The sequence below is a fragment of the Allomesorhizobium aridi genome (assembly GCF_043769475.1).
Classification (GTDB): Bacteria; Pseudomonadota; Alphaproteobacteria; order Rhizobiales; family Rhizobiaceae; genus Allomesorhizobium.
In genome coordinates, this window is the sequence record NZ_CP171729.1 from 973,288 (window position 1) to 995,565 (window position 22,278).

The 22,278-nt window shown below is 60.9% G+C and carries 29 protein-coding genes; 21 read left to right on the top strand and 8 right to left on the bottom strand.

Going from position 1 to position 22,278, the window contains the following annotated elements; genetic code table 11:
* Positions 1-3: 3 nt before the first annotated feature.
* Positions 4-165: a Flp family type IVb pilin gene (locus ACG873_RS06645; RefSeq protein WP_394891007.1), complete on the bottom strand. Its 162-nt coding sequence runs from the start codon at positions 163-165 to the stop codon at positions 4-6.
* Between the two features lie 461 nt (positions 166-626).
* Here ACG873_RS06645 and ACG873_RS06650 point away from each other — a divergent pair, with 461 nt between their 5' ends.
* The 4 genes from ACG873_RS06650 to ACG873_RS06665 all read left to right on the top strand — a co-directional run bounded on the left by ACG873_RS06650 (position 627) and on the right by ACG873_RS06665 (position 3,089).
* Positions 627-1,040 (top strand): hypothetical protein, encoded by a 414-nt coding sequence (locus tag ACG873_RS06650; RefSeq protein WP_394891008.1) that lies wholly within the window; start codon positions 627-629, stop codon positions 1,038-1,040.
* Positions 1,041-2,241: 1,201 nt separating this feature from the next.
* On the top strand, positions 2,242-2,544 hold the full coding sequence (locus ACG873_RS06655; RefSeq protein WP_394891009.1) for a hypothetical protein: 303 nt from the start codon (positions 2,242-2,244) through the stop codon (positions 2,542-2,544).
* 9 nt (positions 2,545-2,553) lie between these two features.
* Entirely contained in the window at positions 2,554-2,808 is a 255-nt protein-coding gene (locus tag ACG873_RS06660) for a hypothetical protein (protein WP_394891010.1), read from the top strand.
* A gap of 80 nt (positions 2,809-2,888) precedes the next feature.
* The gene (locus ACG873_RS06665; protein WP_394893384.1) at positions 2,889-3,089 is read left to right on the top strand and encodes a hypothetical protein; all 201 of its coding nucleotides are present in this window, start codon (positions 2,889-2,891) and stop codon (positions 3,087-3,089) included.
* Here ACG873_RS06665 and ACG873_RS06670 read toward each other — a convergent pair.
* Positions 3,086-3,427 carry a hypothetical protein gene (locus tag ACG873_RS06670; protein ID WP_394891011.1) on the bottom strand — a complete coding sequence of 114 codons (342 nt, stop codon included), beginning with the start codon at positions 3,425-3,427 and terminating at the stop codon, positions 3,086-3,088. The genes ACG873_RS06665 and ACG873_RS06670 overlap by 4 nt on opposite strands.
* A gap of 521 nt (positions 3,428-3,948) precedes the next feature.
* Between ACG873_RS06670 and ACG873_RS06675 the strand changes: the two genes are divergently transcribed.
* The 3 genes from ACG873_RS06675 (at position 3,949) to ACG873_RS06685 (ending at position 5,388) form a co-directional block, all read left to right on the top strand.
* Positions 3,949-4,257: a hypothetical protein gene (locus tag ACG873_RS06675; protein WP_394891012.1), complete on the top strand. Its 309-nt coding sequence runs from the start codon at positions 3,949-3,951 to the stop codon at positions 4,255-4,257.
* 278 nt (positions 4,258-4,535) lie between these two features.
* Positions 4,536-4,778: a hypothetical protein gene (locus tag ACG873_RS06680; RefSeq protein ID WP_394891013.1), complete on the top strand. Its 243-nt coding sequence runs from the start codon at positions 4,536-4,538 to the stop codon at positions 4,776-4,778.
* 316 nt (positions 4,779-5,094) lie between these two features.
* Positions 5,095-5,388, top strand: coding sequence for a hypothetical protein (locus ACG873_RS06685; protein WP_394891014.1), 294 nt, complete (start codon positions 5,095-5,097; stop codon positions 5,386-5,388).
* Positions 5,389-5,721: 333 nt separating this feature from the next.
* Here the strand turns inward: ACG873_RS06685 and ACG873_RS06690 are convergent, their stop codons facing one another.
* Positions 5,722-6,159 (bottom strand): MucR family transcriptional regulator, encoded by a 438-nt coding sequence (locus ACG873_RS06690; protein WP_394891015.1) that lies wholly within the window; start codon positions 6,157-6,159, stop codon positions 5,722-5,724.
* Positions 6,160-6,425: 266 nt separating this feature from the next.
* Here ACG873_RS06690 and ACG873_RS06695 point away from each other — a divergent pair, with 266 nt between their 5' ends.
* The 3 genes from ACG873_RS06695 to ACG873_RS06705 all read left to right on the top strand — a co-directional run bounded on the left by ACG873_RS06695 (position 6,426) and on the right by ACG873_RS06705 (position 8,014).
* Positions 6,426-6,668 (top strand): helix-turn-helix domain-containing protein, encoded by a 243-nt coding sequence (locus tag ACG873_RS06695; RefSeq protein ID WP_394891016.1) that lies wholly within the window; start codon positions 6,426-6,428, stop codon positions 6,666-6,668.
* The gene (locus tag ACG873_RS06700; RefSeq protein ID WP_394891017.1) at positions 6,652-6,957 is read left to right on the top strand and encodes a helix-turn-helix transcriptional regulator; all 306 of its coding nucleotides are present in this window, start codon (positions 6,652-6,654) and stop codon (positions 6,955-6,957) included. Before ACG873_RS06695 ends, ACG873_RS06700 begins: the two co-directional genes overlap by 17 nt.
* Before the next feature lie 187 nt (positions 6,958-7,144).
* On the top strand, positions 7,145-8,014 hold the full coding sequence (locus ACG873_RS06705; RefSeq protein ID WP_394891018.1) for a tyrosine-type recombinase/integrase: 870 nt from the start codon (positions 7,145-7,147) through the stop codon (positions 8,012-8,014).
* Positions 8,015-8,162: 148 nt separating this feature from the next.
* Here the strand turns inward: ACG873_RS06705 and ACG873_RS06710 are convergent, their stop codons facing one another.
* Positions 8,163-8,540 (bottom strand): TIGR02301 family protein, encoded by a 378-nt coding sequence (locus tag ACG873_RS06710; RefSeq protein WP_394891019.1) that lies wholly within the window; start codon positions 8,538-8,540, stop codon positions 8,163-8,165.
* Between the two features lie 48 nt (positions 8,541-8,588).
* A complete protein-coding gene (locus tag ACG873_RS06715) occupies positions 8,589-9,014 on the bottom strand; it encodes an NUDIX hydrolase (protein WP_394891020.1) in 426 nt (141 codons plus the stop codon).
* A 113-nt stretch (positions 9,015-9,127) separates the two neighbouring features.
* Between ACG873_RS06715 and ACG873_RS06720 the strand changes: the two genes are divergently transcribed.
* On the top strand, positions 9,128-9,886 hold the full coding sequence (locus ACG873_RS06720) for an SOS response-associated peptidase (protein ID WP_394891021.1): 759 nt from the start codon (positions 9,128-9,130) through the stop codon (positions 9,884-9,886).
* Here ACG873_RS06720 and ACG873_RS06725 read toward each other — a convergent pair.
* On the bottom strand, positions 9,883-10,038 hold the full coding sequence (locus tag ACG873_RS06725) for a hypothetical protein (RefSeq protein WP_008836087.1): 156 nt from the start codon (positions 10,036-10,038) through the stop codon (positions 9,883-9,885). The genes ACG873_RS06720 and ACG873_RS06725 overlap by 4 nt on opposite strands.
* A gap of 392 nt (positions 10,039-10,430) precedes the next feature.
* Here ACG873_RS06725 and cysS point away from each other — a divergent pair, with 392 nt between their 5' ends.
* The 7 genes from cysS (at position 10,431) to rarD (ending at position 16,967) form a co-directional block, all read left to right on the top strand.
* Entirely contained in the window at positions 10,431-11,963 is a 1,533-nt protein-coding gene (gene cysS, locus ACG873_RS06730; protein ID WP_394891022.1) for a cysteine--tRNA ligase, read from the top strand.
* Positions 11,960-12,343, top strand: a complete 384-nt coding sequence (locus tag ACG873_RS06735) for a VOC family protein (RefSeq protein ID WP_394891023.1) — start codon at positions 11,960-11,962, stop codon at positions 12,341-12,343. The genes cysS and ACG873_RS06735 overlap by 4 nt, the downstream gene beginning before the upstream one ends.
* 93 nt (positions 12,344-12,436) lie before the next feature.
* Positions 12,437-12,928, top strand: coding sequence for a GFA family protein (locus ACG873_RS06740; RefSeq protein WP_394893385.1), 492 nt, complete (start codon positions 12,437-12,439; stop codon positions 12,926-12,928).
* Positions 12,925-13,401 (top strand): GFA family protein, encoded by a 477-nt coding sequence (locus tag ACG873_RS06745; RefSeq protein ID WP_394891024.1) that lies wholly within the window; start codon positions 12,925-12,927, stop codon positions 13,399-13,401. Before ACG873_RS06740 ends, ACG873_RS06745 begins: the two co-directional genes overlap by 4 nt.
* Positions 13,398-14,357, top strand: coding sequence for a prolyl aminopeptidase (gene pip / locus ACG873_RS06750; RefSeq protein ID WP_394891025.1), 960 nt, complete (start codon positions 13,398-13,400; stop codon positions 14,355-14,357). Before ACG873_RS06745 ends, pip begins: the two co-directional genes overlap by 4 nt.
* On the top strand, positions 14,354-15,970 hold the full coding sequence (cimA, locus tag ACG873_RS06755; RefSeq protein ID WP_394891026.1) for a citramalate synthase: 1,617 nt from the start codon (positions 14,354-14,356) through the stop codon (positions 15,968-15,970). The genes pip and cimA overlap by 4 nt, the downstream gene beginning before the upstream one ends.
* A gap of 85 nt (positions 15,971-16,055) precedes the next feature.
* A complete protein-coding gene (rarD, locus tag ACG873_RS06760) occupies positions 16,056-16,967 on the top strand; it encodes an EamA family transporter RarD (protein WP_394891027.1) in 912 nt (303 codons plus the stop codon).
* Here the strand turns inward: rarD and ACG873_RS06765 are convergent.
* Both ACG873_RS06765 and ACG873_RS06770 read right to left on the bottom strand, forming a co-directional pair.
* The gene (locus ACG873_RS06765) at positions 16,964-17,317 is read right to left on the bottom strand and encodes a DUF1428 domain-containing protein (protein ID WP_394891028.1); all 354 of its coding nucleotides are present in this window, start codon (positions 17,315-17,317) and stop codon (positions 16,964-16,966) included. The genes rarD and ACG873_RS06765 overlap by 4 nt on opposite strands.
* A gap of 83 nt (positions 17,318-17,400) precedes the next feature.
* Positions 17,401-18,012: a TIGR00730 family Rossman fold protein gene (locus tag ACG873_RS06770; protein WP_394891029.1), complete on the bottom strand. Its 612-nt coding sequence runs from the start codon at positions 18,010-18,012 to the stop codon at positions 17,401-17,403.
* A 114-nt stretch (positions 18,013-18,126) separates the two neighbouring features.
* Here ACG873_RS06770 and ACG873_RS06775 point away from each other — a divergent pair, with 114 nt between their 5' ends.
* The 3 genes from ACG873_RS06775 to ACG873_RS06785 are packed head-to-tail and all read left to right on the top strand — an operon-like array spanning position 18,127 to position 22,272.
* Positions 18,127-19,989: a LysM peptidoglycan-binding domain-containing protein gene (locus tag ACG873_RS06775; protein ID WP_394891030.1), complete on the top strand. Its 1,863-nt coding sequence runs from the start codon at positions 18,127-18,129 to the stop codon at positions 19,987-19,989.
* A gap of 50 nt (positions 19,990-20,039) precedes the next feature.
* The gene (locus tag ACG873_RS06780; protein WP_394891031.1) at positions 20,040-20,372 is read left to right on the top strand and encodes an ArsR/SmtB family transcription factor; all 333 of its coding nucleotides are present in this window, start codon (positions 20,040-20,042) and stop codon (positions 20,370-20,372) included.
* A 22-nt stretch (positions 20,373-20,394) separates the two neighbouring features.
* Positions 20,395-22,272, top strand: coding sequence for an ABCB family ABC transporter ATP-binding protein/permease (locus ACG873_RS06785; protein ID WP_394891032.1), 1,878 nt, complete (start codon positions 20,395-20,397; stop codon positions 22,270-22,272).
* The last annotated feature ends 6 nt before the right edge of the window (positions 22,273-22,278 follow it).

A 22,278-nucleotide genomic window follows, 5' to 3' on the forward strand; every position in this document is an offset into this window, starting at 1 on the left:
GTCTTAGAGCGCCGTGGCGAGCGAACCCCAACGGGCAGTAACCCAGGCTGCTACGATGACGATCGAAGCGATCACCGCGACGGTGATCATCCCGATCAGGATGGTATATTCAACCATCGCCGCGCCGTCTTCGTCAGCGATGAATTTTGCAAGAAGCTTTTTCATTTAAATTCCCCTTACCCTTTGACGCGACGGGCCCGTGTCGCAGCAAGCAAAGCAGCAGCCCGTCCAAAAATGATCCTCTTCTTTCAGCCGGCAAGGAGTCAACAGGGTTTAACGAAACGTTAACCCTCGAATACCTGGTAGAGACATACCTTTGACGAGGTAAGCCCGTGTCTCGCCTACGCTTTTTGCCACACTTACCTATATTGGATGATGGCCACCCCACTTCAGCGGGAGAGGCCGTTAAAGGCCGGCGGCTGGGGTTGCGAAAAAGCTCAAAAGCAACACCAACCGCCGCGCCGCGCCCCATATCAGGACGTGCCGAACTGCTCCCAAGGGTAAAGAAAGCAGTTACCGGCGGAAGCAGCATCATCCAGTTTTCCTGAAAACTCAATCTGCCGGTAGCTACATAGACGTTGACGTTACCTTGCCGCTGCGTGATCCTTGGCTGGGGAGGCAGGGGCATGCTCCGGCTGATTGAAAACAAGCCACGACGGCAGGAAGACGATCCTTGGCGTCGACGGCTGCGGCGGCAAACAAAAGCTGCGCCGACAGGCCTAAGCATCAGATTCTTGCTCGCGTCAGCGACCGTCCTCGTTGCAGGTGCAGCCGTCCTTTACCTTCTCATCGAGGGGCCGGGCCGGCTTCCGACGGTTCACCGTTTCGGCGTATCTGACTCAAACGTCCGTACCGTCGCCCGCCAAAACGTTCCTGGCTGCGACATCAAAGGAAACATCAACAAGTGGGGCGAGCGCATTTATCACATGCCGGGCCAGGAATATTACTCCGAGACGGGCATCAGCCTCGCTCGGGGCGAGCGTTGGTTTTGCTCGCAGTGGCAGGCGTGGTGGGCCGGCTGGCGAAAGGCGAAGGTTTAGCAAGGGAGGGAACAAATGACAGGATTCACTGACAAAGAAGTCGCTGTTGAGTTGGAGCGAAGGCGCAATGCCCAGCGCGGAAGCGAGACAGGGCGAGAACCCTCCACGCGGGTGCACCAGGAATCGCAGAACGACATGACTTGCATTCATTGCGGGCGCGGCTTCCGCAGTTACACGTCATCTGCCGGAGAACACGGGCTTTGCGACGACTGTCTACACGCCGACTGATGCAGGCTCCCGCACCATAGCTCTTGCATCGGGCCCGCCGACCAAGCGGTCAAGGCGCGCGCCCGCCGCGCCCCTATTGCGGAGGCCGGTTTCTTCGCGCGAGCAGTTCAGCGTTTATGGCGTAGCGATCGCCAGCATGCTGTGCAATCAGAGCCCGCGCTTCTTTCAGGCTGACATTGCCTAGCTTCATCAAGTAACCTGCTTCGTAGGGCGATGGGGCGTAACAAGGCTTCCGCTTGCGCAGCTTCAGGCGGACGTTCCCATCTTGGTGCAACATGGCGTGGCTCCTCCGTTATGCCGGAGGTGCAGCAAAACTCGTGCCAGAGTAGGCAGGTCTACAACAGGCGGGCTAACTCGGCCAACGCAGCGATTATCGCGACCGCCAGTTGCGTGGCCATAGCCGACATGAAAAACGTCTGAACCAGCGATAGTGCGAGATCGAGCTGAAACATGCGGCGAGCTGTTACAGAACAGCAAATCCGACCGCGAGCCCCAAAAGCGAGGCGGCAAGGATGATCTCTGTGACATTGATCGACATTGATTCCTCCTCCCCAGCGCACTGCAGAATGGAGAGGAGGCGGTGTCCTGTCCAATCACCTTGGATGGCTCGCTAAAATCCGGCGTGTGTCGGTGAAAAGGGGCACGAAAAAGGCCGGCGCACCGCGGAGTAGCGAGGAGAGGGGACGACGCGCGCCGGCCTTCCGCCATATGGGGATATGGGCAGGGTTGATTATACGTCAGTGCAACCCTGATTCATGCTTGGCCAATCGAATAGGCTCACTCCTTCGGAGTATGGGCGGCCCGTCTCGGCGTTGCTTTGTTTGAGTGCGGCGTCGTCCCTTCCGGTCGGGGAACGCTGCACTGACAAGATATGTATTCCCGGACAAGTTGCTGGACCCGAAGGTAACGACAATTTTCGGCTTGGTAAGTAGATTGTTTCTCAATGTGCGAGGGAGATGCGGGAGTTCCCAAAATGAAGGCAAAGATCAAAGGCGAAGCTCGGCGCGAGATGATTGTGGAGGGGTACGCTAACAACGAACCATTGAAAGATATTGCGGCCAAGATTGGCTGCTCACTGGCGAGTTTAAAAGTCAGTGCAAGTCAACTCGGTTGCACTCGAACGCACAAGGAAGCGGCGGCATTTCGGCGCGGATTCTATATCCCGGAACATAAGCGGGACGATTATTACCAACTGATGGTCGCGGGAAACTATCGCGCTCGCGAGTGCGCGCTGATTCTGGGGCTTTTAGGATCGGGATCAAGAAGTCCGCAGTGAGCTGTGCAAATGCCCCGACGCTACGACACCCAAAAGGATCCCGACGAGCTGTGGACGGTGTACGATAAGTTCACCGGATGGCCCGCCGAACTGGACGGCCTTGTTCTAACTGGGCTAAGCGAGCGGGCCGCCAAAAAGTTCGTTGGCACGCTTAGCCTGAGGGACCACATCGACCGAATGGCCAGGGAGTATCGTGTAAAGAACGCCCGCCGGCTGGTTAGCCAGCGCGCGTTAGGCTGGGCCGCTATACTACTGCGGAAATGATCCGAGAGACCTAAATCCAGAACATAAAGGGCGCGGGCCAAGTTCAGCACATAGGCAGCGCCCGCAAGGCAGCCGAATGGCTGCTCAACGAATGGCCTACCGAAATTGACGCCGCCAAGCAACGCGCTGCGCGGAAAGCCTGCCTGGAGGCTCTGGAATGGCCAATGCAAGGCGGCTGCGGCCCGAAAGGCGTTCCGCGAGGCTGCGGAGGAGGCGGGCATATTGATCGGCGACGACAATCGGCCGCCGCCACGGCCCGCGAAGCGCAAGCGATAGCCTAGATTATATATGCGTCAAATTCCTCGATCGACGCAAAGCTCATAGGGCCGGTCATCGTTTCAGCCACCACCGATCCGTCAGTGTAGAGCGTTACCTTTCGGCCTTTGTGCACCGTTTCTGACTGCACTTGCTTCTCCGTAGGAGCTGTCGCCGGTGCTTCCCCGACGACGGGTGCGGCCTTGTTCGCGGCCCTACTCACCAGATCCCGAAAGCCATCCGTGTTTCTCTCAATGTTGCCCAGATGCACAACAGCTTGGCCAAACGCTGCCAAGAGGATGCTATTGAGTATTCCAGCAGCGAAGAGCGGCGCCAACGAGCGCGGTAGTTCGTCATTGGTCAAGCTTAGAAGCATTCCGATGCCGCTGAGACATGCGAGCACGACACCTATCACGAGAACAGCCTGGCCCATCTCTCCCCCCCAAGAGCGAAGCATCACCCAAGCGCGTCCAACGCGCAAGCGTCGCAAAGCAACTACCCCGCCAACGCCAACCCAACGGCTATGCCAAGGCCGATAGCCAGGCCGGTCAGGAGGTTGCCACCGCGCTCGCGATCACGGGGCGCCAGTCGAAGGGCTGGCGCTGAAGCAAGGCGGCGAGTTCGTCAAAGATCGTATCCATTTGCTTCATCCCAATTGGAGTCCAAATTTGGATGAAGTATCGTGCGAGTCAACGACAGTACTTATGCGTTTCCGCCTAGGAAGTCAAGAGTAATATGCGAAAGCGCCTAAGGATTATATGCGAAAACGCCTACGCGGAAAGTAGGGGATAACTGCAAAACCCGGATAGACACTCAGGCGAACGCGACATCACCATCTATGCGCACTTGAAAATGGCTTCAAGTGATCCAGATGGAGACACCAAAATGTTTCAGGAATTCGAAGGACGAGGCGGCTTCCAGTTCGGGATCGGTGAATATGTCGATCACTGCGATGGCGGCTTCCTGGCGGTAGTGCACGCCCGAACCAAGGCCCGTCTTGGCTCTGGCGTGAGTGGCCCGGAGCTGTACACCGTGGAATTACTCGCCGGGCCGATCGCAGGCGAGTGCCGCATGATGCTTGGAGACGCTCTCGTGTCTGTGGCGGACTGGCGGCCGCCAGGGGGCTGCGCGCCTGGATTACCCGCACTTGAGCCGCACGCCCGGTCCACCCTCGATGCATTCGCCATCCGCTAAGAAAATCACGCCGTGCGCCTCAAGGGCCATGCGGATGTCTTGAACTGTTCGCTCACGCAACAGATCGCCCCGCTCCAGTCTGGTGATCGTGTTTGTCGAAACCTTTGCTGCCTCAGCAAGTTCTCGCACCCCAAGCTGAAGCGCTGCCCTCGCCATTCTGCATTGTGATCCAAACAAAGTGCTACCTCGTAGCGATTTCGCGTTGACGTCCGCATTCGATTGCGTATAATGAGACACAGTAGCGATTCCGCTACCTAAGCGCAATAAGGAGCAACGCCATGAACGCCAACGTAGTTAACGCCGAGCCAGGCGACATCGAACGCTACATAGCCACGCACAACGCCCTAGAATGCCTTGCCCGCAAGATGGCCCCGATGCCGGATGATGCCATGAACGCCCTCGTGGACGCGATCTCCGTCGTCAAAGCCAACATCCTCGCACTGCTGCCGATATCGAACGACAAGATCGCGGCCGAGGTCTTGGCACCATTTATCGGTCGGTTGGTGGAGGATGCCTCCTGACATGGGGACGATTGCAACCCGGCCGCGGGCAGCATTGATAGAATACCGATTCTATTCGCCTACGCGTCAATCTAAATATTCTCATAGAAGTCAAATAGCTTCTTGGACAAGCGAGGCGAAAACGACTATGTCTTGCTTGTTCTTCGGAACGCTTCGCCTTCGGGCCATGTCTCGCACTCGCAGCCTTCGGGCCAGCCCCAACCTAGCGAGACTCTTCAACGCATCAATGCCTGCCGTTGGCAGGAACGGAAAGCTTTGTCCGTCGCAATTCCGCGGCGGCGATCAACGTGCGCTTGCGCGCAATGAGGAGAGAGACATGGATCAAGAATCGCTTGCAGAGTTCTTCAACGATCAGGCCGACTGGCGGGATCAGAAGGCACGAGAATATCCGGATGATGAGCGAAATCGCGCGGCCGCAGAGCATCTACGGATGCTCGCCAAATCTGCTTCCGATTGCACTCAGTCAGTAATCACCGCGGCCGAGGAGTTGAGCGAGGACGCTCCTGATACGGAAGTATGGCATGAGCAGCTAAAGCAAGTGGGCTTTCATTATTTTCCAACCACGGCCGAGCAGTTTGTTCGGGACTTCATAGCAGCCAGGACCTGCTAGAGGCGCCAGACAGCCGTAAAAAAAGCCCGCTGCGGGAGGGGGATCGCGCAGCGGGCTCGATGGGGCGCTCTTGATGCAAAGCGCCTACCAGATCGAAGAACGAGCTTTGATGAATATTGTTCCCTTTGGAACACTATGAAAAAAGCCCGACCGGCTGGGCGGGGATAGGGATGGGGCCGGCCGGGCTGTTCGGCGAGTTGCGGTGCCGATGCGGGCGATCGGCTTGCGCCATATATGCCCACCTTCGTCTTCGTATCCACAATATGTTGGGATTCCTGTCGCGCCAGCAAGGACGGGAAAACAGTTGACGCTCCCACGGCAGCCCGCCGCGGTTTACGCAGCCTTGCGACCACGGCGGCCTTTCAGCTTTTCACCTGGCTTGCGGCCGAGACCCATGCTCTTGGCCAAAGTCGAGCGGGTGGCGGCGTAGTTCGGCGCGACCATGGGATAGTCGCTCGGCAGTTTCCATTTCGCGCGGTATTCGTCCGGCGTCATGCCGTAGTGCGCGCTGAGATGTCGCTTCAGCGATTTGAACTTCCTGCCGTCCTCGAGCGAGATAATGTAGTCCTGCGTTACCGATTTCTTGATCGGCACTGCCGGCTTTTGCGGTTCAGCCTCGGCAAGAATTGCGGCGCCATTGACCTGGCCAAGCGCTGTGTAGATGTCAGCAATTAGCTTTGGCAGTTCGCTGGCCGGGACGGGGTTGTTGCTCACATAAGCGGCCACAACGTCGGCCGTGAGTTCGATGTGCAATTCGCTTTTCTCGGTCATTGAAATTCTCCCTCAAATTCGCGCGCTTTGTTTAGCCGCGAATGCAGGGGAGGGCAATTGTGCTGCATGCCGATCGGCCCACTAGTGTTCCGACAAGTCTCACCGACCATGTGCTTGCAGGAAAGGCCCGCTGCGGCTGGCTTTTCGTGTCGCGGAAAATCGTGTCGCCAAAAAAGCAGCACAATGTAGCATTGACTGTCGAGGCGAAAACAACTACATTGTATCAATAATGGCTAAACTTCCTCCAATGCCGGGATTCTGAACGTATGATGCTCTACCGCACTGCGCGCACCCTCGCGCGCCTGACAGTTCGCGAACTCGCGGCCGAGGCAGACGTGTCGACGGCAACCATCACCAAGCTTGAAAACGGCAAGGACTTGAAGCCGGCGACGCTCCACAAGATTCGCACTGTGCTGGAGGAGCACGGGGTCGAATTCATCCCGCATAAGAGGTGGGCCGAATGGGTACAGCCGAGGTTTGGGGGGAAGCGTGATGATAGCCGCCAATGACAATGTCCGCCACTATCCACCAGAATGGTGCTCGGCGGAGACGATGGCGTATCTACTCGACGTCGGCGTGAGCACCTTCCGGGCCTACACCGCTGGCGGCTTGTTGCCGCCAGGCGTGCGACGCGGTGGATCCGTTCGGTGGCGCCGACAGGCCACCTTGGATGCATGGGACGGCACGACTTCCAAGCCAGTGTCGAGAGCGGTCAACGACAATTCCGAAGATAATGTGCAGCAACAGATTGTAGCGAGCATCAAACGCCATGGCGCGACCAAGAAAGCACGGGGCTGAGCTACCGCCGCACGTCCATCGCGTGATGGCCAAAGGTAAACCGTACTATTTTTACCAGCCGTTCCGCGGGACCGTGAGGCAGGGCGCACGCGTGGCTCTGCCACGAGATGCGCAATCGGTGGAGTTTTGGGACGCGGTTAGGCGGCTTGCCGGGACAGTGCCGGGATACAGCGGGACGCTTGCGGCGATGATCGATGCCTACATAGCGTCACCTGAATTCAGTCCACCCAATGACGGAGTGAAGCGCAAGGTGTTGTCGGAAAGCACCCGCTATACTTACAAACTTCACCTCGGCTATTCGCGAAGCGCTATAGGCAAGTTTTCGCCAGACGTGATCAAGCCATCCGCCGTGCTTACCTTGCGCGATGAGTACGCTGACCAGCCCGGCTCGGCGAACATGATAATTCGCGCATTGTCCGCCTGTTACGAATGGGGCCGACTTCGCGACTTCGCGACAAACAACCCTGCCAAGGGCGTGCCTACTTTCACGCTTGGCGAACACGAGCAATGGGCAGAGCCGATGGTTGATTTGCTGTTGGCTGAGGGAAGTCCGCTTATTCGCCGGTTCGCGCTCATTACACTGCACACGGGCCAGCGCATCAGCGATGTATGCCGCATGACGACCGATGATGTTGTGGACTGCGAAATCCGCGTGAAGCAAAAGAAGACCGGCAAGGAACTCTGGATTCCTTTGTCTCCCGACTTGCAGGCGGAATTAGACGGAATTTCCGGGCCGCTGCTGGCCAATGGTAAGAGCAAGGTTTTTTCCAGCGGAACGTTTCGCGACGTTTGGGATACGGAACTCAGCGGGGACACCCTAGCGCCCATCAAGGCCGCCGGGCTTGTACCGCATGGCTTGTGTAAGAACGCACACAGCCGTTTGCGCGAGGCAGGGCTTAGCACCGAGCAAATCCAAGCGATTACCGGCCGCTCGCCGAAGATGGTCGATTACTATTCTAAAGGCGCTGACCAGCGGGTGCAGGCGCGTGCTGGAATGGAGAAAATGAAGGAGGCCGGGGTCAAAAAGGTTTTACAAACGGCTGATATTCCTCAATGAAATCAAGCGCCATTTAGCAAGAGTTTGTAAAACAAAATGCGCATGAAAACAACGAGTTAAGTGGCAATTGTTGTAATGTCCCGTTAAGAGTCCTAGCACACGAATTCGCGCCTGTACGCCTGCCATTGCCGGAAAAGTTAACCCCGGCTTAATTTCCGTAGCGGCCGGCGACCTCGCGCGTCAGCTCCTCGCCCTCCTTCATATAGCGGCGGATCGCCTCGGTGGCGGAGGCCGTGCAGCTTGTGTAGGTGCCGGCGTAAGCGCGATAGCCGCGATTGAAGCTGGCGATGAATTTGGCGCGCCGCGCCGGATCGGGGTTTTCCGCTAGCAGCAGCTTCTCCATTTCGCCGCGCCATTGCTCGCCCGGTTCGCCGCAAAGGTTGCGCAGGAAATGCAGGGAGCCGAGAATTTCGGCAAGCCGCACCAAGCTGGGCTCGAACGGGGCTTCCGCCGCACGCGCCGGCGGCGGAAAAGCCGTCGTGCTGAAGGCGACAAATGCGACGAAGAACAATGAGGCTCGGCCCATAAGCCTTTGTGGCGAAACAAATTGTCTGCCGCAAGCCGGGGAGGATAGCTAATCCCCGCGAATTGCCGTCCAACCGATGAGTTCGCGGGAGACGTCCAGAATGGAATCTGTGAGCGGGAGATTCTCCATCTCCGCCAATGTGTAGAAGCAGGCCTCTTCGGCATCGCTGGCGCAGGCCGGTTCGCCACTTGCCGCTTCTCCGGTAAACACCTCAAGCCGGTAGGTGATCTCCTCGCCGTCGACCTGTGTGTCGATCAGATATTCGCGCAACGGTGACAGAACGGCTGCGATCATACCGGTTTCCTCCAAAAGTTCGCGCCGCGCTGCGTCTTCGCTGGTTTCGCCGGGCTCGACCCGCCCGCCCGGAAAGGCATAGAGCCCGCGCGACGGCTCCAGCGCGCGCTTGACCAGCAGCACAGTTTCCCCACGCAGCAGGGCTACCGATACTGCTGCGATCGTCCGCCTCTTCGTCATATCCGCCGGCTCCGCTGATTGTTGAGGATAGCTTGGGGCGACCTTTGGATAGCGGTTGCGGCGAGGCTTTTCCATGGCCACATTGCCGGCTGCTGTCAAAGGGATCGATGACAATGTGCGGACGCTTTGCGCTGACCGCGACGCCGGAGGAGATCGAGGCGATGTTCGCGCTCCTCGACGTCGTCGCGTTTCCGCCCCGCTACAACATAGCAGCGACGCAACCGATCCTGATGGTGCTGGCCGGCGAAAGGCAGGAGCCGGGCGCGAACCGGCCCGACCGGCGCTCGCTTCTGGTGCGCTGGGGGTTCATTCCGGCATGGGCCAAGGACACCAAGACATTTCCGCTGCTGCTCAATGCCCGCTCCGAAACCGCGATTGAGAAAGCCGCGTTCCGTAACGCGATGCGCCATCGCCGGGCGCTCATTCCGGCCTCCGGGTTTTACGAGTGGAAGCGGGACGGCAGCAGCAGGTCGCAACCTTACTGGGTGCGCCCGAAGCATGGCGGCGTTGTCGCATTTGCGGCGCTGATGGAGATGTATGCCGAGCCGGGCGGATCGGAGATCGACACTGGCGCAATCCTGACCACGGCCGCCAACGGGGATATCGCCCATATTCACGACCGCATGCCGGTGGTTATTCAGCCGGAGGATTTTTCGCGCTGGCTCGACTGCCGTACGCAGGAGCCGCGCGATGTCGTTGATCTGATGCGTCCGGAGCAGCCAGATTTCTTCGAAACAATTCCGGTTTCGGATCTGGTCAACAAGGTCGCCAACACGGGGCCCGACCTTCAGCGCAGGGTGGAGCCGACAGCAACCGCCCCACGGGAGCCAGCGAAGAAAGCGCCGGCGGCCGATCAACTGACGCTTTTTTAGGCTGCCTTGCTGGGTGTGGGCGGAGCGGGCTTGCGCTTCTTGGCCGCCAGAAGGGCGGCGACGATGGCCGCGGGTCCGATCGCGCGATAGTGGCGCGTCAGCATGGCGTACTGGGCGCGAGCGCGTTCCTGATCGCTCTTGAAGGCTGACATGGTTCTCTTCCCTAAGGTCAATTCTGTATTTGGCCGTCCAGATGATGGCCGATTTGGTCCAAATCGTGACGTCGGACTGCGTTCCGCGCCGGCTTCCCGATTCATGTTTAGACATGTTTAATAAAACCTTTGGGTTTTCGTTCCGACATAGGAAAGGCGACCAGTTTCCTGCGAAGTTGCGACTTGACGGCAACACCCGCCAGGCGCGATAAAGCTGCCCATGAAAACGTATCGCGCCATTTGTGGCATTTGCATTATTGGCTAGCGCTCGCGCTGGTCCGGACGTTTTCGCCTTTTCTCTCGACAGACAGGACAAACGCCCCGGCCAGCAGGCTGGAGCACGATCGCGCCTGCACTGCGATCGGGCTTCGTGAAACCGGACTGGATTTCGAATGGCGGACGGACAAAAGGGCCTGAAACTCTACAACACGCTGAGCCGCGCGAAGGAGGACTTTGTTCCGATCGATGCGGAGAATGTCCGCATGTATGTCTGCGGCCCGACAGTCTATGACTTCGCCCATATCGGCAACGCACGGCCGGCCATCGTCTTCGACGTGCTTTTCAGGCTGCTTCGCCATCTCTACGGGCCGGACCACGTCACCTATGTGCGCAACATCACCGACGTGGACGACAAGATCAACGCGCGCGCCGCGCGCGATTTTCCCGACCTGCCTCTCAACGAGGCGATTTGCAGGGTCACCGAGACCACAAACGCGCAGTACCAGAAAGATGTCGCGGCGCTCGGCTGCCTAGACCCAACCTTCCAGCCGCGCGCCACCGATTTCGTGCTGCCCAGGCCGGACGGCAAGGCCGACATGGCGACGTTGATTCAGCGTCTGATCGAACGCGGCCATGCCTATGAAGCCAAAGGCGAAATCCTGTTCGATACGGCGTCCATGGCCGACTACGGGCAGCTTTCGAAGCGCAATCTCGACGAGCAGCAGGCTGGCGCGCGCGTCGCGGTCGAGGCGCGCAAGAAGAACCCGCAGGATTTTGTGCTCTGGAAGGAATCATCCGCCGAGGAGCCGGGCTGGGATGCGTACTTCACGCTGCCAGGCGGCAGGGCCGTCACGATCCGCGGCCGGCCGGGCTGGCACATCGAATGCTCGGCCATGGCGGAGGCATATCTCGGCGAGGTCTTCGACATCCATGGCGGCGGCCTCGACCTGATCTTTCCGCACCACGAGAACGAGATCGCGCAATCGCGCTGCGCCCACGGCACCGACGTGATGGCGAAATACTGGATGCACAACGGCTTCCTCCAGGTCGAGGGCCGCAAGATGTCCAAGAGCGAGGGGAATTTCGTCACGATCAACGAGTTGCTGAGCGGCTGGAACGGTTATGCTTGGCCAGGTCAGGTAGTCCGCTTTGCCATGCTAGCAACCCACTATACGCAGCCGCTAGATTTTACCCAAGTGGGGTTGGAGCAGGCTTCGATCGCGTTGTCGGAATTTTCAACTTGGGCATACATCGATGACGATGCTGAACCGTCAGAAGAATTTATCGCCGCCTTGCTGGATGATCTCAACACTCCTCGCGCAATTGCTGAACTGCATCGGCTAGCACGTGCCGCAAGATCAGGAGTGAATTCGCTAGCGGAAAGAATGACGATCCCCGACGCGATGCTCAGTGATGAGGATTTTTCTCCCGACCGGCAACTTTACGCCGGATTGCGTTGGCTCGGCATTGGCTTGAAAACGTTTGACCGCTCTTGGCTCCAACATCAAATGAACGCGACTATTACAGATGCAAGTGCAAAAGTAATCAATGCAGCTATCGATGAACGCCTCTCTTACATCCGCGAAAAAAACTGGGCCGAGGCGGACCGCATCCGCGACGAGCTTCTGGCGCAGGGCATCCAGTTGAAGGACGGTAAGGACCCCGTCACTGGCGAGCGCGTGACCACTTGGGAGGTGAAGCGGTGATCGATCATACCGGAATATCCGTCGCAAATTTCGACGCCTCGAAGGCGTTCTACGACCGAGCGATGGCGCCGCTCGGCGCGTCGCTGCTTTATATGGTGCCGGCCGAATTCACCGGCGGCGCCAAGGTCGGCGGCTACGGCCGCGACCGGCCGACATTCTGGCTGCATGAGAACGCAAATACCGGGCCTGGCCGGCATTATGCGTTCACGGCGCGCTCAAGGGCCGAGGTCGACGCCTTTCACGCGGCGGCGCTCGCCGCCGGCGGCAGGGACAATGGCGCGCCAGGTCCCCGCCCGCACTATCATGCGAACTATTACGGTGCCTTCGTATTCGATCCGGACGGCAACAATATCGAGGCGGTCTGCCATGCGCCCGAATAGGCCGACGGTGGCGGAAAACAAGGCGATTTCAGGCGGATGCGTGCGGCGGCGGAATCCGTTTCGCAGCCGGACGAGAGAGGGAGCGTCGCCATGCTGAGCCTTGACAACAAGCCGCTCTATACCGGCGGCTGCCAGTGCGGCGCGGTGCGCTTTCGCGTCGAGGGCGCGCTCGGCGACGCCTCGGTCTGCCATTGCCGCATGTGCCAGAAGGCGTCCGGCAATTTCTACGCCGCGCTGGTTTCCGTGCGCGACGCGAAGCTTGAATGGACGCGCGGCGAGCCGAAGCGCTTCCAATCGTCGAATTATGCGTTTCGCGGCTTCTGTCCCGATTGCGGCACCCCGCTAACCTTTGAGGCGCCGGAGGGCATGGCGCTGGCCATCGGCGCGTTCGACGAACCGGCCGAGATTGCTCCGCGTATCCAGTGGGGGATCGAGGCGAAGCTGCCCTACGCCGACGGCATTCCCGCGCTACCCGGCGCGGAGACCATCACCGATGAAGAGACAAACTCCTACCTGGCCCACCTCGTCTCCTATCAGCATCCAGACCACGACACCGAAACTTGGCCGCCGGAGGATAGATCATGACCGAGACCGTTAGAACCGGGGGATGCCAATGCGGAGCGGTGCGTTTCCGCATCCGCGGCGCGCTTGGACGCGCCTCCATCTGCCATTGCCGCATGTGCCAAAAGCAGTTCGGCTCGTTTTTCTCCGCACTTGTGACCGTTCCCAAGGACGGGGTCGAATGGGTCCGCGAAGAGCCCAGCTATTTCCAATCTTCCGTCAACATCGACCGGGGCTTTTGCCCGAGATGCGGAACGCCGCTGACCTATCGCTATCCCGGCGGGCTGGACATCGCGATCGGCACGTTTGACGATCGTTCCGATCTCGCGCCGAAGATACAGATAAACTACGACGCGCGTCTGCCGTGGGTGGAAACCATTTTCGACCAGCCGGTTCTTGACGATCCCGATCATTATGCCCGGCAAGAAGCAATCATCTCTTTCCAGCATCCCGATCGCGAAACGCCGGTCTGGCCGGCCCAAGGTTTGAAATTATGAGCACTGAACTGCGCACATTCTACCCCGAGATCGAGCCCTTCGAGACCGGCATGCTCGACGTCGGCGACGGCCACACGATCTATTGGGAGCGCGTTGGGACGGGCGGCGCGAAGCCGGCGGTATTCCTGCATGGCGGGCCTGGTGGCGGCTCTTCGCCCAAGCAGCGGCGGGTTTTCGATCCGAAACTCTACGACGTGATCCTGTTCGACCAGCGCGGCTGCGGAAAATCGACGCCTCACGCCGGGCTGGAGGCCAACACGACCTGGCATCTGGTCGCCGACATCGAGCGCCTGCGGGAGATGGCCGGCTTCGACAAATGGCTGGTGTTCGGCGGCTCGTGGGGCTCGACGTTGGCATTGGCTTACTCCGAGACACATCCGGAGCGGGTTTCGGAACTGGTGGTGCGCGGCATCTATATGGTCACTCGCCCCGAGCTCGAATGGTTCTATCAGTTTGGCGTCTCGGAAATGTTCCCGGACAAATGGGAGCGTTTCGTTGCGCCTATTCCCGAGGCCGAGCGCGGCGACATGATGGCGGCCTACCGCAAGCGGCTGGTGGGTAACGATAGGCAGGCCCAGGTCGAGGCGGCGCGCGCCTGGAGCATTTTCGAGGGCGAGGTGATCACCTTGCTGCCGGAGCCGGAGACCAGCGGCAAGTTCGGCGAGGACGATTTCGCCGTCGCCTTCGCCCGCATCGAGAACCACTATTTCGTCAATGGTGGCTGGCTAGAGGACGGGCAGCTGCTCCGCGACGCCGGAAAGCTCAGGGACATTCCGGGCGTTATCGTGCATGGCCGTTACGACATGCCGTGCCCCGCGAAATATGCTTGGGCCTTGCACAAAGCCTGGCCGGAAGCCGAGTTTCACCTGATCGAGGGCGCCGGACACGCGTTTACCGAGCCGGGCATTCTCGACCAGCTGATCCGGGCGACCGATAGGTTCGCAGGGAAATCATGACCCGCGAACGGATCCACCTCTTCGACACGACGCTGCGCGACGGCCAGCAGACGCCGGGCATCGACTTTTCCGTCGAGGACAAGATCGCCATCGCGAAACTGCTCGACGAATTCGGAATGGACTATGTCGAGGGCGGCTATCCAGGCGCCAACCCGACGGACACGGCGTTCTTTGCCGAGAAGCGGACGCAATCGGCGAAATTCGTCGCGTTCGGCATGACCAAGCGGGCAGGGGTGTCGGCCTCCAACGATCCCGGTCTCGCCGCACTGGTCCAGTCGAAATCCGACGTCATCTGCTTCGTAGCCAAGAGCTGGGACTACCATGTGCGCGTCGCGCTCGGCTGCACCAACGAGGAGAACCTGGATTCCATCAAGGCGTCAGTCGAAGCGGCCATCGCGGCAGGCAAGGAGACGCTGGTCGATTGCGAGCATTTCTTCGACGGGTTCAAGGCCAATCCGGATTACGCGCTGGCGTGCGCCAGGACGGCGTTCGAGGCCGGCGCGCGCTGGGTGGTGCTCTGCGACACCAATGGCGGTACGCAGCCGTTGGAAGTGCGCGACATCGTAGCGAAAGTGATCGCGGCGGGAGTTCCGGGCGAAAACCTCGGCATCCACGCGCATGACGACACCGGTCAGGCGGTCGCAAATTCGCTGGCCGCGGTCGAGGCCGGCGTGCGCCAGATCCAAGGCACGCTGAACGGCATCGGGGAGCGCTGCGGCAATGCAAATCTGATTTCCATCATCCCGACGCTGGCCCTGAAGCCGGCTTTTTCCGAACGGTTCGAGACCGGCATCTCGACGGAAGCGCTCGCGGGCATATCGCGCTTGTCGCGCGCGTTCGACGAATTGCTGAACCGCGCCCCCGAAGCGCAGGCGCCTTATGTCGGCATGTCGGCCTTCGCCACCAAGGCGGGCATCCACGCATCCGCGCTGGCCAAGGACCCCGCCACCTACGAACACGTGCCGCCTGAGGCGGTCGGCAATCGGCGCAAGGTCATGGTCTCCGACCAGGGCGGAAAGGCCAATTTCGTCGCCGAGCTGAAAAGGCGCGGCATCGAGGTGCCGCAGGGAGGTGACCGGCTCGACGCGCTGATCAGCGTTGTGAAGGCGCGCGAGGCGGAGGGCTACGCCTATGAGGGCGCGGATGCCAGCTTCGAGCTTCTGGCGCGCAAAATGCTGCACACGGTGCCGGAATTCTTCCGCGTCACCTCGTTCCGCTGCATGGTCGAGCGGCGGTTCGACGCCATAGGCCAGCTGAAGACCGTGTCGGAGGCGATCGTGAAGGTGCTGGTCGACGGCGAGGAGAAGATGTCAGTCGCCGAGGGCCACGGGCCGGTCAATGCGCTCGATCTGGCGCTGCGTAAGGATCTCGGCAAGTTCCAGCACGAGATCGGCGACCTCGAGCTGGTCGACTACAAGGTCAGGATCCTGAACGGAGGCACCGAGGCGATAACCCGCGTGCTGATAGAATCGCGCGACGCTACCGGCGCGCGCTGGTGGACGGTCGGGGTGTCGGACAACATCATCGACGCGTCTTTCCAGGCATTGATGGATTCGATCGTCTTCAAGCTGATGAAGAACCGCGAGATGGCGGGGCTGGTGGCGGCGGAATAAGCGCGACCCGACCTATAAGCGCAACACCACGGCGCATCAGAAAATTGAAATAGTGCTCCGGCACGTTGCGGCCCATATGAGCCCGATGACGACAGAGACCCTGACCGCCAGAGACAGCGCGACGCGCGGATTCTTGTTCGCACTGTCGGCGTATCTTCTTTGGGGCTTCCTGCCCTTTTACATGAAGGCCGTGGCGCATATTCCGGCGGCCGAAGTGGTGGCCCACCGCATAATCTGGTCGGTGCCGATCGCCGGGGCGCTGTTGATCTGGCTGGGCCGTACCGCCGACATCAAGACGGCGCTGCGTTCGCCGCGGACGCTAGCCATGGGCGGCCTCACCGCTGCGCTGATCACGGTGAACTGGGGCGTCTATGTCTGGGCCATCGCCGCCGACCGGGCGCTGGAAACCGCACTCGGCTATTACATCAATCCGCTGTTCAGCGTCTTTCTCGGCGCCGTGCTTCTCGGCGAAAAGCTTAGCCGCGCGCAGACCGCGGCGATCGCGCTCGCGGTGGCGGCGGTAGCTCTGCTGACATGGGAGGCCGGCGGCCTGCCCTGGGTCTCAATAGCGCTGGCGCTCAGCTGGGGATTTTACGCGTTCTTCAAGAAGACCCTGCCGATCGGGCCTGCGCAAGGCTTCTTCCTCGAGATACTGGTCCTGAGCATACCGGCGATCTGCTATATAGGCTGGCTGGGAGCTTCGGGCGCCGGCCATTTCGGACGAACCGGAGCTGTCGATATCTGGCTTCTTCTTGGCTGCGGCCTGACTACCGCGGTGCCGCTCATTCTTTATGCAAACGGCGCGAAGCTGCTTCGGCTGTCGACCATCGGGATCATGCAGTACATCGCGCCGACGATGATTTTCGTGATCGCGATCTTCATCTTCCATGAACCGTTCAGCAGCAACCGCGCGATCGCGTTCGCGATGATCTGGGCTGCCCTCGCGCTCTATTCCTGGTCGATGTTCTTCCCCGGGCGGGCTAAGAGCGATTCCTAGAATTCGACAATCGACCGGAAGCCGCCATAGATCATGCGCTTACCGTCGAACGGTGAATCCTCCATGTCCATCTTCAGCCGCGGGTCGGCCATCACCTTCTCGTTTATGGCATCGCGCTTCTCGCGCGATTCATAGGTGATCCAGGAGAATATGACCGTCTCGCCGTCCTTCTGCTGCACCGCGCGCGGAAATGAAGTGAGTTCACCGTAAGGCACGTCGTCGGCGACGCATTCGACAAAAGACAGCGCGCCGTGCTCCATCCACACCTCGCCGGCCTTCTGCGCCATCTTCTTGTATTCATCGAGCTTGTCAGCCGGCACGGCAAGCAGAAAACCATCGACATAGGGCATGGGACGCTCCTCATCTTCGGGTTTGCGGGATGGCAGGCAACGACCTGAGCGGGGTTTGGTTCCCCCGGCCGCGGGACATGGGCCTACATCTTGTCGATGAGCGACTGCACTCCCTCGGTCGGCGCATCAACCGACGCACCTTCCGTGAGCAGGGCGGCGACGACCGCCTCGGCGCGGTTGATGACCAGCGGCTTGACCAGATGCGCTGTGTGGACGAAACCCTCCGCGCGCATATGGTCGAGCAGGTTCATCATGGGATCCCAGAAACCTTCGACATTCACGAACACGATTGGCTTGCGATGGTGGCCGAGCTGGGCCCAGGTCATGATCTCGACGATCTCCTCCACGGTGCCAATGCCCCCCGGCAACGCCACAAAGGCGTCCGATTTCTCGAACATCATGTGCTTACGCTGATGCATGTTCTCGGTGACGACCAGTTCGTCGAGCCTGCCGAGCGCAGGTTCGGTCGCTTCCCGGTTGACGAGGAAGCGCGGGATAATGCCCGTCACTTTCCCACCGGCGCGCATAGCGCTTTCGGCGACAGCGCCCATTATGCCTTTCGTGCCGCCGCCATAGACGAGCCGCAGGCCGGCTTCGGCGATCGAGCGTCCAAGCGTGTGTCCTGCTTTCATGTAGACGTTGCTGCGGCCCGGCGAAGAGCCGCAATAGACGCAGACGGATCGAATCGTGTTCATGCTCAGATTGGTGATTGCCTACGGAACTGCGGTCAAGTGTTGACTGGGGCTTTTTCTTGTCGATCCGGCCAAAACAGGTTAGACCCGGCTTTAGGTGGCTAAGGGGCAGGCAATATGGCGTTGACACCGATAAAGGCTCTTCTGTTTCTCGCGGGCGGCGCAGCCGCCGCGGGCGGGGTGGCCTATGTGTCTGGCGTGTTCGATCCCTACCTCGACGGCGCCGATGCAAAGATGGCCTCCGCTCCGGTCCCCGAGGCATCCGAAACGCCGGCTCCCGGAACATCCCAGGCCAATCCCAAGACGGCGAGGCTGCCTCAGCCTCCGGGCGCAAATGCTCCTGCCGGCGAAGCTCCTGTTGCGGGAACGCCTGCCGCGCAGGAAGTCATGCCGCCATCGTTCGATGTGGTTCGCGTCGAGGGAGACGGCTCGATCGTCATCGCCGGCAAAGCCGTGGCGAAAGCAACGGTCGAGATCGTCACCGGCGCACGCGTTATCGGCAACGCGGTCGCGGGACCCGACGGCGATTTCGCCGTGGTGATCGACGAGCCGCTGAAACCCGGCGGATATCAGATCGTGCTGCGTTCGACCGCGCCAGACAATGTGGTGGCCACCTCGCTGGAAACCGCCGTCGTCTCCATTCCCGAAAAACCGGATGGCCAGGTGCTTGCGCTGGTGGAGAAGCCGGGACAGCCGAGCAAGCTGATCACTGTCCCGGAGCCGCAACCCGCTCCGCCGCTGAGCGGCGCGAAAGCACCGACTTCCGGCGAGCCGGCCCCGCCTCAGGACGCCGCGGGCGCGTCGACCAAACCGCCGGAAGCTTCGGCCTCGGCCGGTGGGTCTTCGCCGGCTGCGGAGCCCCCAGCGGCGAACCAGCCTGCTACTGCGCCGGTGCCGCCGGGAACGCAGACGTCCGAGCCAGCGCCCGCCAAGCCCGCTCCAGCCGGACAGCAAGCCGAGGCGAAGCCGGATCCCGCGCCGGTCGAACTCACGCCGAGCGCGCCACCCGGCGAGCCGCAGGTCGCGGTCGAGGCTGTCGAGATCGAGGGCCGCAAGGTGTTTGTCGCCGGCCTCGCGGATGCCGGGCGCAAGGTTCGCGTCTACGCCAATGACATATTGCTCGGTGAAGCAGAGGCATCGCCCAGCGGCCGTTTCCTGATCGAGACAGAGCGGGATCTTCCAGTCGGCGACTACATCATTCGCGCAGACGCGCTGGAGCCGGACGGCGTGAAAGTCGCAGCACGCGCGGCCGTGCCGTTCGAACGCGAGGAAGGCGAAAACCTTGCCGCAGTGGCGCCGTCGGCATCTCCGCCGGTCGCGGCCGAACCAGGGTCGGCATCCGGCGCTCCGACGACGGCCGCACCTCCGGCAGGAGACGCGCAGGCCCTCACGGAAGCGCCTGCTTCCGGCGAAACCGCCAAGCCGGGCGATGCGCCGGCTGCGCCCGGCGTGACGACGCCAAGCGCTCCTCCGGCCGCAGCGGATGTTTCGCCGCCAACCGCGCCTTCCGGCACGGCGGACGCCTCGAAGCCTGCGGCGCCAGCGCCGTCGGAAGCTGCGGGAGCGCCCGCGACGCCGCAAGTCGAGCAACCCGGCCAGTCGGCCGCCGCTCCCGCCGAAAGCGGAACCGCACCGGCGACTGCTGCTGCGCCGACTGCTCCCACGGAGCCGGCGACGAAACCTGCGACTGGCGCCGATATTGCGACCGCGGCCGAAGCCACGCCGCTCGCGCCGAAGCTCGAAAGCGCAGACGGAGCCGTCATCATTCGCCGTGGCGACTCGCTGTGGCGGATTTCCCGGCGGGTTTACGGGAAAGGCGTTCGTTATTCGACCATCTACCTGGCCAATCAGGAGCAGATCAGCAATCCCGACCGCATCTGGCCGGGACAGGTGTTCAAGGTTCCGGAAAAGACCAGCGAAGGCGAAGAGGCCGACATGAAAGCGGTCGGCGAGCAGGCGACAACCACCACCACGCAGTGATCGTCGCGGAGCTTGCAGTAGAGGACTTCATCGTTTATCGTCGATAGACGATGAACGTTTCTCCGCCTATCGATTTCAGGGAATGCGGTTCCGCGTCGGCCAAGGCGCTTGCGGCGAAACTTGCAGCCCTGTCGCACCCAGCCCGGATTGAAATCCTGAAGCATCTTTCCGGCAATCGGGCATGCTGCTGCAAGGATGTGGTCCAGCAACTGGACCTCGCGCAATCGACGGTATCGCAGCACCTGAAGGTGCTGGTCGAAGCGGGGCTGGTGCGGTTCTCGGCGGAGCGACAGCGTTCGCGCTACGAAATCGACCGCGAGGCGCTGGCCGACATGTCGGCCTCGGTTGCAACGCTCGTAGATACCTGCTGTTCCGGCCGCTAAAATCAAACTGAAGGCAAGAAACTTGGCCGCAAAAACCGTCTCCGCAGGCTCGACCTTCAGCACGCTGCTCAATTTGTGGCCATACATGTGGCCGGCCGATCGGGCCGACCTGAAGGCGCGGGTGGTGTGGGCGACAGTGTTCCTGTTCGTGGCCAAGCTCGTGCTTGTGGCGGTGCCGTACTTCTTCAAATGGGCGACGGATGCGCTGGTGGGCGATGCCAAAACGCCGCCGCCGCTTCCCGATTTCATGGTCGGGCCGGTGGCTTTGGTCATCGCCTACAATATCGTGCGCGTGGTGCAACTCGCGTTCAACCAGTTGCGCGACGCGCTTTTCGCGCGCGTCGGCCAGCATGCCGTCCGCCAGCTCGCTTACAGAACATTCGTGCACATGCACGATCTGTCGCTCCGCTTTCACCTTGAGCGGCGCACCGGTGGGCTGTCGCGGGTCATCGAACGCGGCACCAAGGGCATCGAAACGATCGTCCGCTTCACCATCCTGAACACCGTGCCGACGGTGCTCGAATTCGCGCTGACGGCGGTGATCTTCGCGGTTGCCTACGGCTGGGTTTATGTGCTGGTCGTCGCCGTCACGGTGGCGGCCTACACCTGGTTCACCGTCTGGGCGAGCGACTGGCGCATCACCATCCGCCGCGAAATGAACGATTCCGATACCGACGCCAACACCAAGGCAATCGATTCGCTGCTCAATTTCGAAACGGTGAAATACTTCAATAACGAGCACATGGAAGCGCAGCGCTTCGACCGCTCGATGGCGCGCTATGAAGTAGCGGCGACGAAAACCTGGACCTCGCTCGGCTGGCTGAACTTCGGGCAGGGCGTCATCTTCGGTGGCGGGATGGTCATCGTCATGTGGCTTTCGGCTCTCGAAGTGATGGCTGGCACCCAGACGATCGGTGACTTCGTCTTCATCAACGCCATGCTGATGCAGCTTTCGGTGCCGCTCAACTTCATCGGCTTCATCTACCGCGAGATCCGTCAGGGCCTGACCGACATCGAGCAGATGTTCGATCTCCTGGACGTGAGGCAGGAGGTGGTCGACCGGCCAGGAGCGAAGCCGTTGGCCATCACCGAGGGCAGGGTCGAGTTTCGCGACGTTCAGTTCTCCTACGATCCCAACCGGCGGATCCTGAAAGGCGTGAGCTTCGAGGTCCCGGCTGGCAAGACGATCGCGATTGTCGGGCCATCGGGGGCGGGCAAGTCGACCGTGTCGCGGCTGCTGTTCAGGTTCTATGACATCCAGGGCGGCGCCATCCTGATCGACGAGCAGGACATCCGCGACGTGACCCAGGAGAGCCTGCGCGCCGCGCTCGGCATGGTGCCGCAGGACACGGTGCTGTTCAACGACACAATCGCCTACAATGTGCGCTACGGGCGCCCGAACGCCACCGACGATGAGGTGGAGAAGGCCGCCGAACTCGCCCAGATCGGTGGTTTCATAAAGAGCCTGCCGGGTGGGTATAAGTCGATGGTCGGGGAGCGCGGGCTAAAGCTGTCGGGTGGCGAAAAGCAGCGCGTGGCGATTGCCCGTACCATCCTGAAGGCGCCGCCGATCCTGATGCTGGACGAGGCGACCTCGGCGCTCGACACCCACACCGAGCGCGAGATCCAGGCCGCGCTCGACATGGTCAGCCGGGGACGTACCACGATCGTGATCGCGCATCGCCTGAGCACCGTGATCTCCGCAGACGAAATCATTGTGCTCAAGGACGGGCAGATCGCCGAGCGCGGCACCCATGCCGATCTGCTGGGCCAAAAGGGCCTTTATGCCTCCATGTGGGACCGCCAGCGCGAGGCCACCGAGGCCGAGGAGCGCCTGCGCATCGCTCGCGAATCTGACGAGTTCGGCGTGGTGGTTCGCCGCCGCACAGCCGAAGTGTGACCCTTC

What these genes read in the sequence shown, in the direction of transcription:
- ACG873_RS06695 (WP_394891016.1), top strand. Translation starts at nt 6,426, where the DNA reads ATGATGCTCTACCGCACTGCGCGCACCCTCGCGCGCCTGACAGTTCGC.
- ACG873_RS06690 (WP_394891015.1), bottom strand. Translation starts at nt 6,159, where the DNA reads ATGACCGAGAAAAGCGAATTGCACATCGAACTCACGGCCGACGTTGTG.
- cysS (WP_394891022.1), top strand. Translation starts at nt 10,431, where the DNA reads ATGGCGGACGGACAAAAGGGCCTGAAACTCTACAACACGCTGAGCCGC.
- ACG873_RS06705 (WP_394891018.1), top strand. Translation starts at nt 7,145, where the DNA reads ATGATCGATGCCTACATAGCGTCACCTGAATTCAGTCCACCCAATGAC.
- pip (WP_394891025.1), top strand. Translation starts at nt 13,398, where the DNA reads ATGAGCACTGAACTGCGCACATTCTACCCCGAGATCGAGCCCTTCGAG.
- rarD (WP_394891027.1), top strand. Translation starts at nt 16,056, where the DNA reads ATGACGACAGAGACCCTGACCGCCAGAGACAGCGCGACGCGCGGATTC.
- ACG873_RS06685 (WP_394891014.1), top strand. Translation starts at nt 5,095, where the DNA reads ATGGATCAAGAATCGCTTGCAGAGTTCTTCAACGATCAGGCCGACTGG.
- ACG873_RS06720 (WP_394891021.1), top strand. Translation starts at nt 9,128, where the DNA reads ATGTGCGGACGCTTTGCGCTGACCGCGACGCCGGAGGAGATCGAGGCG.
- ACG873_RS06725 (WP_008836087.1), bottom strand. Translation starts at nt 10,038, where the DNA reads ATGTCAGCCTTCAAGAGCGATCAGGAACGCGCTCGCGCCCAGTACGCC.
- ACG873_RS06660 (WP_394891010.1), top strand. Translation starts at nt 2,554, where the DNA reads ATGCCCCGACGCTACGACACCCAAAAGGATCCCGACGAGCTGTGGACG.
- ACG873_RS06655 (WP_394891009.1), top strand. Translation starts at nt 2,242, where the DNA reads ATGAAGGCAAAGATCAAAGGCGAAGCTCGGCGCGAGATGATTGTGGAG.
- ACG873_RS06745 (WP_394891024.1), top strand. Translation starts at nt 12,925, where the DNA reads ATGACCGAGACCGTTAGAACCGGGGGATGCCAATGCGGAGCGGTGCGT.
- ACG873_RS06680 (WP_394891013.1), top strand. Translation starts at nt 4,536, where the DNA reads ATGAACGCCAACGTAGTTAACGCCGAGCCAGGCGACATCGAACGCTAC.
- ACG873_RS06645 (WP_394891007.1), bottom strand. Translation starts at nt 165, where the DNA reads ATGAAAAAGCTTCTTGCAAAATTCATCGCTGACGAAGACGGCGCGGCG.
- ACG873_RS06715 (WP_394891020.1), bottom strand. Translation starts at nt 9,014, where the DNA reads ATGACGAAGAGGCGGACGATCGCAGCAGTATCGGTAGCCCTGCTGCGT.
- ACG873_RS06775 (WP_394891030.1), top strand. Translation starts at nt 18,127, where the DNA reads ATGGCGTTGACACCGATAAAGGCTCTTCTGTTTCTCGCGGGCGGCGCA.
- ACG873_RS06765 (WP_394891028.1), bottom strand. Translation starts at nt 17,317, where the DNA reads ATGCCCTATGTCGATGGTTTTCTGCTTGCCGTGCCGGCTGACAAGCTC.
- ACG873_RS06650 (WP_394891008.1), top strand. Translation starts at nt 627, where the DNA reads ATGCTCCGGCTGATTGAAAACAAGCCACGACGGCAGGAAGACGATCCT.
- cimA (WP_394891026.1), top strand. Translation starts at nt 14,354, where the DNA reads ATGACCCGCGAACGGATCCACCTCTTCGACACGACGCTGCGCGACGGC.
- ACG873_RS06710 (WP_394891019.1), bottom strand. Translation starts at nt 8,540, where the DNA reads ATGGGCCGAGCCTCATTGTTCTTCGTCGCATTTGTCGCCTTCAGCACG.
- ACG873_RS06700 (WP_394891017.1), top strand. Translation starts at nt 6,652, where the DNA reads ATGATAGCCGCCAATGACAATGTCCGCCACTATCCACCAGAATGGTGC.
- ACG873_RS06675 (WP_394891012.1), top strand. Translation starts at nt 3,949, where the DNA reads ATGTTTCAGGAATTCGAAGGACGAGGCGGCTTCCAGTTCGGGATCGGT.
- ACG873_RS06770 (WP_394891029.1), bottom strand. Translation starts at nt 18,012, where the DNA reads ATGAACACGATTCGATCCGTCTGCGTCTATTGCGGCTCTTCGCCGGGC.
- ACG873_RS06780 (WP_394891031.1), top strand. Translation starts at nt 20,040, where the DNA reads ATGAACGTTTCTCCGCCTATCGATTTCAGGGAATGCGGTTCCGCGTCG.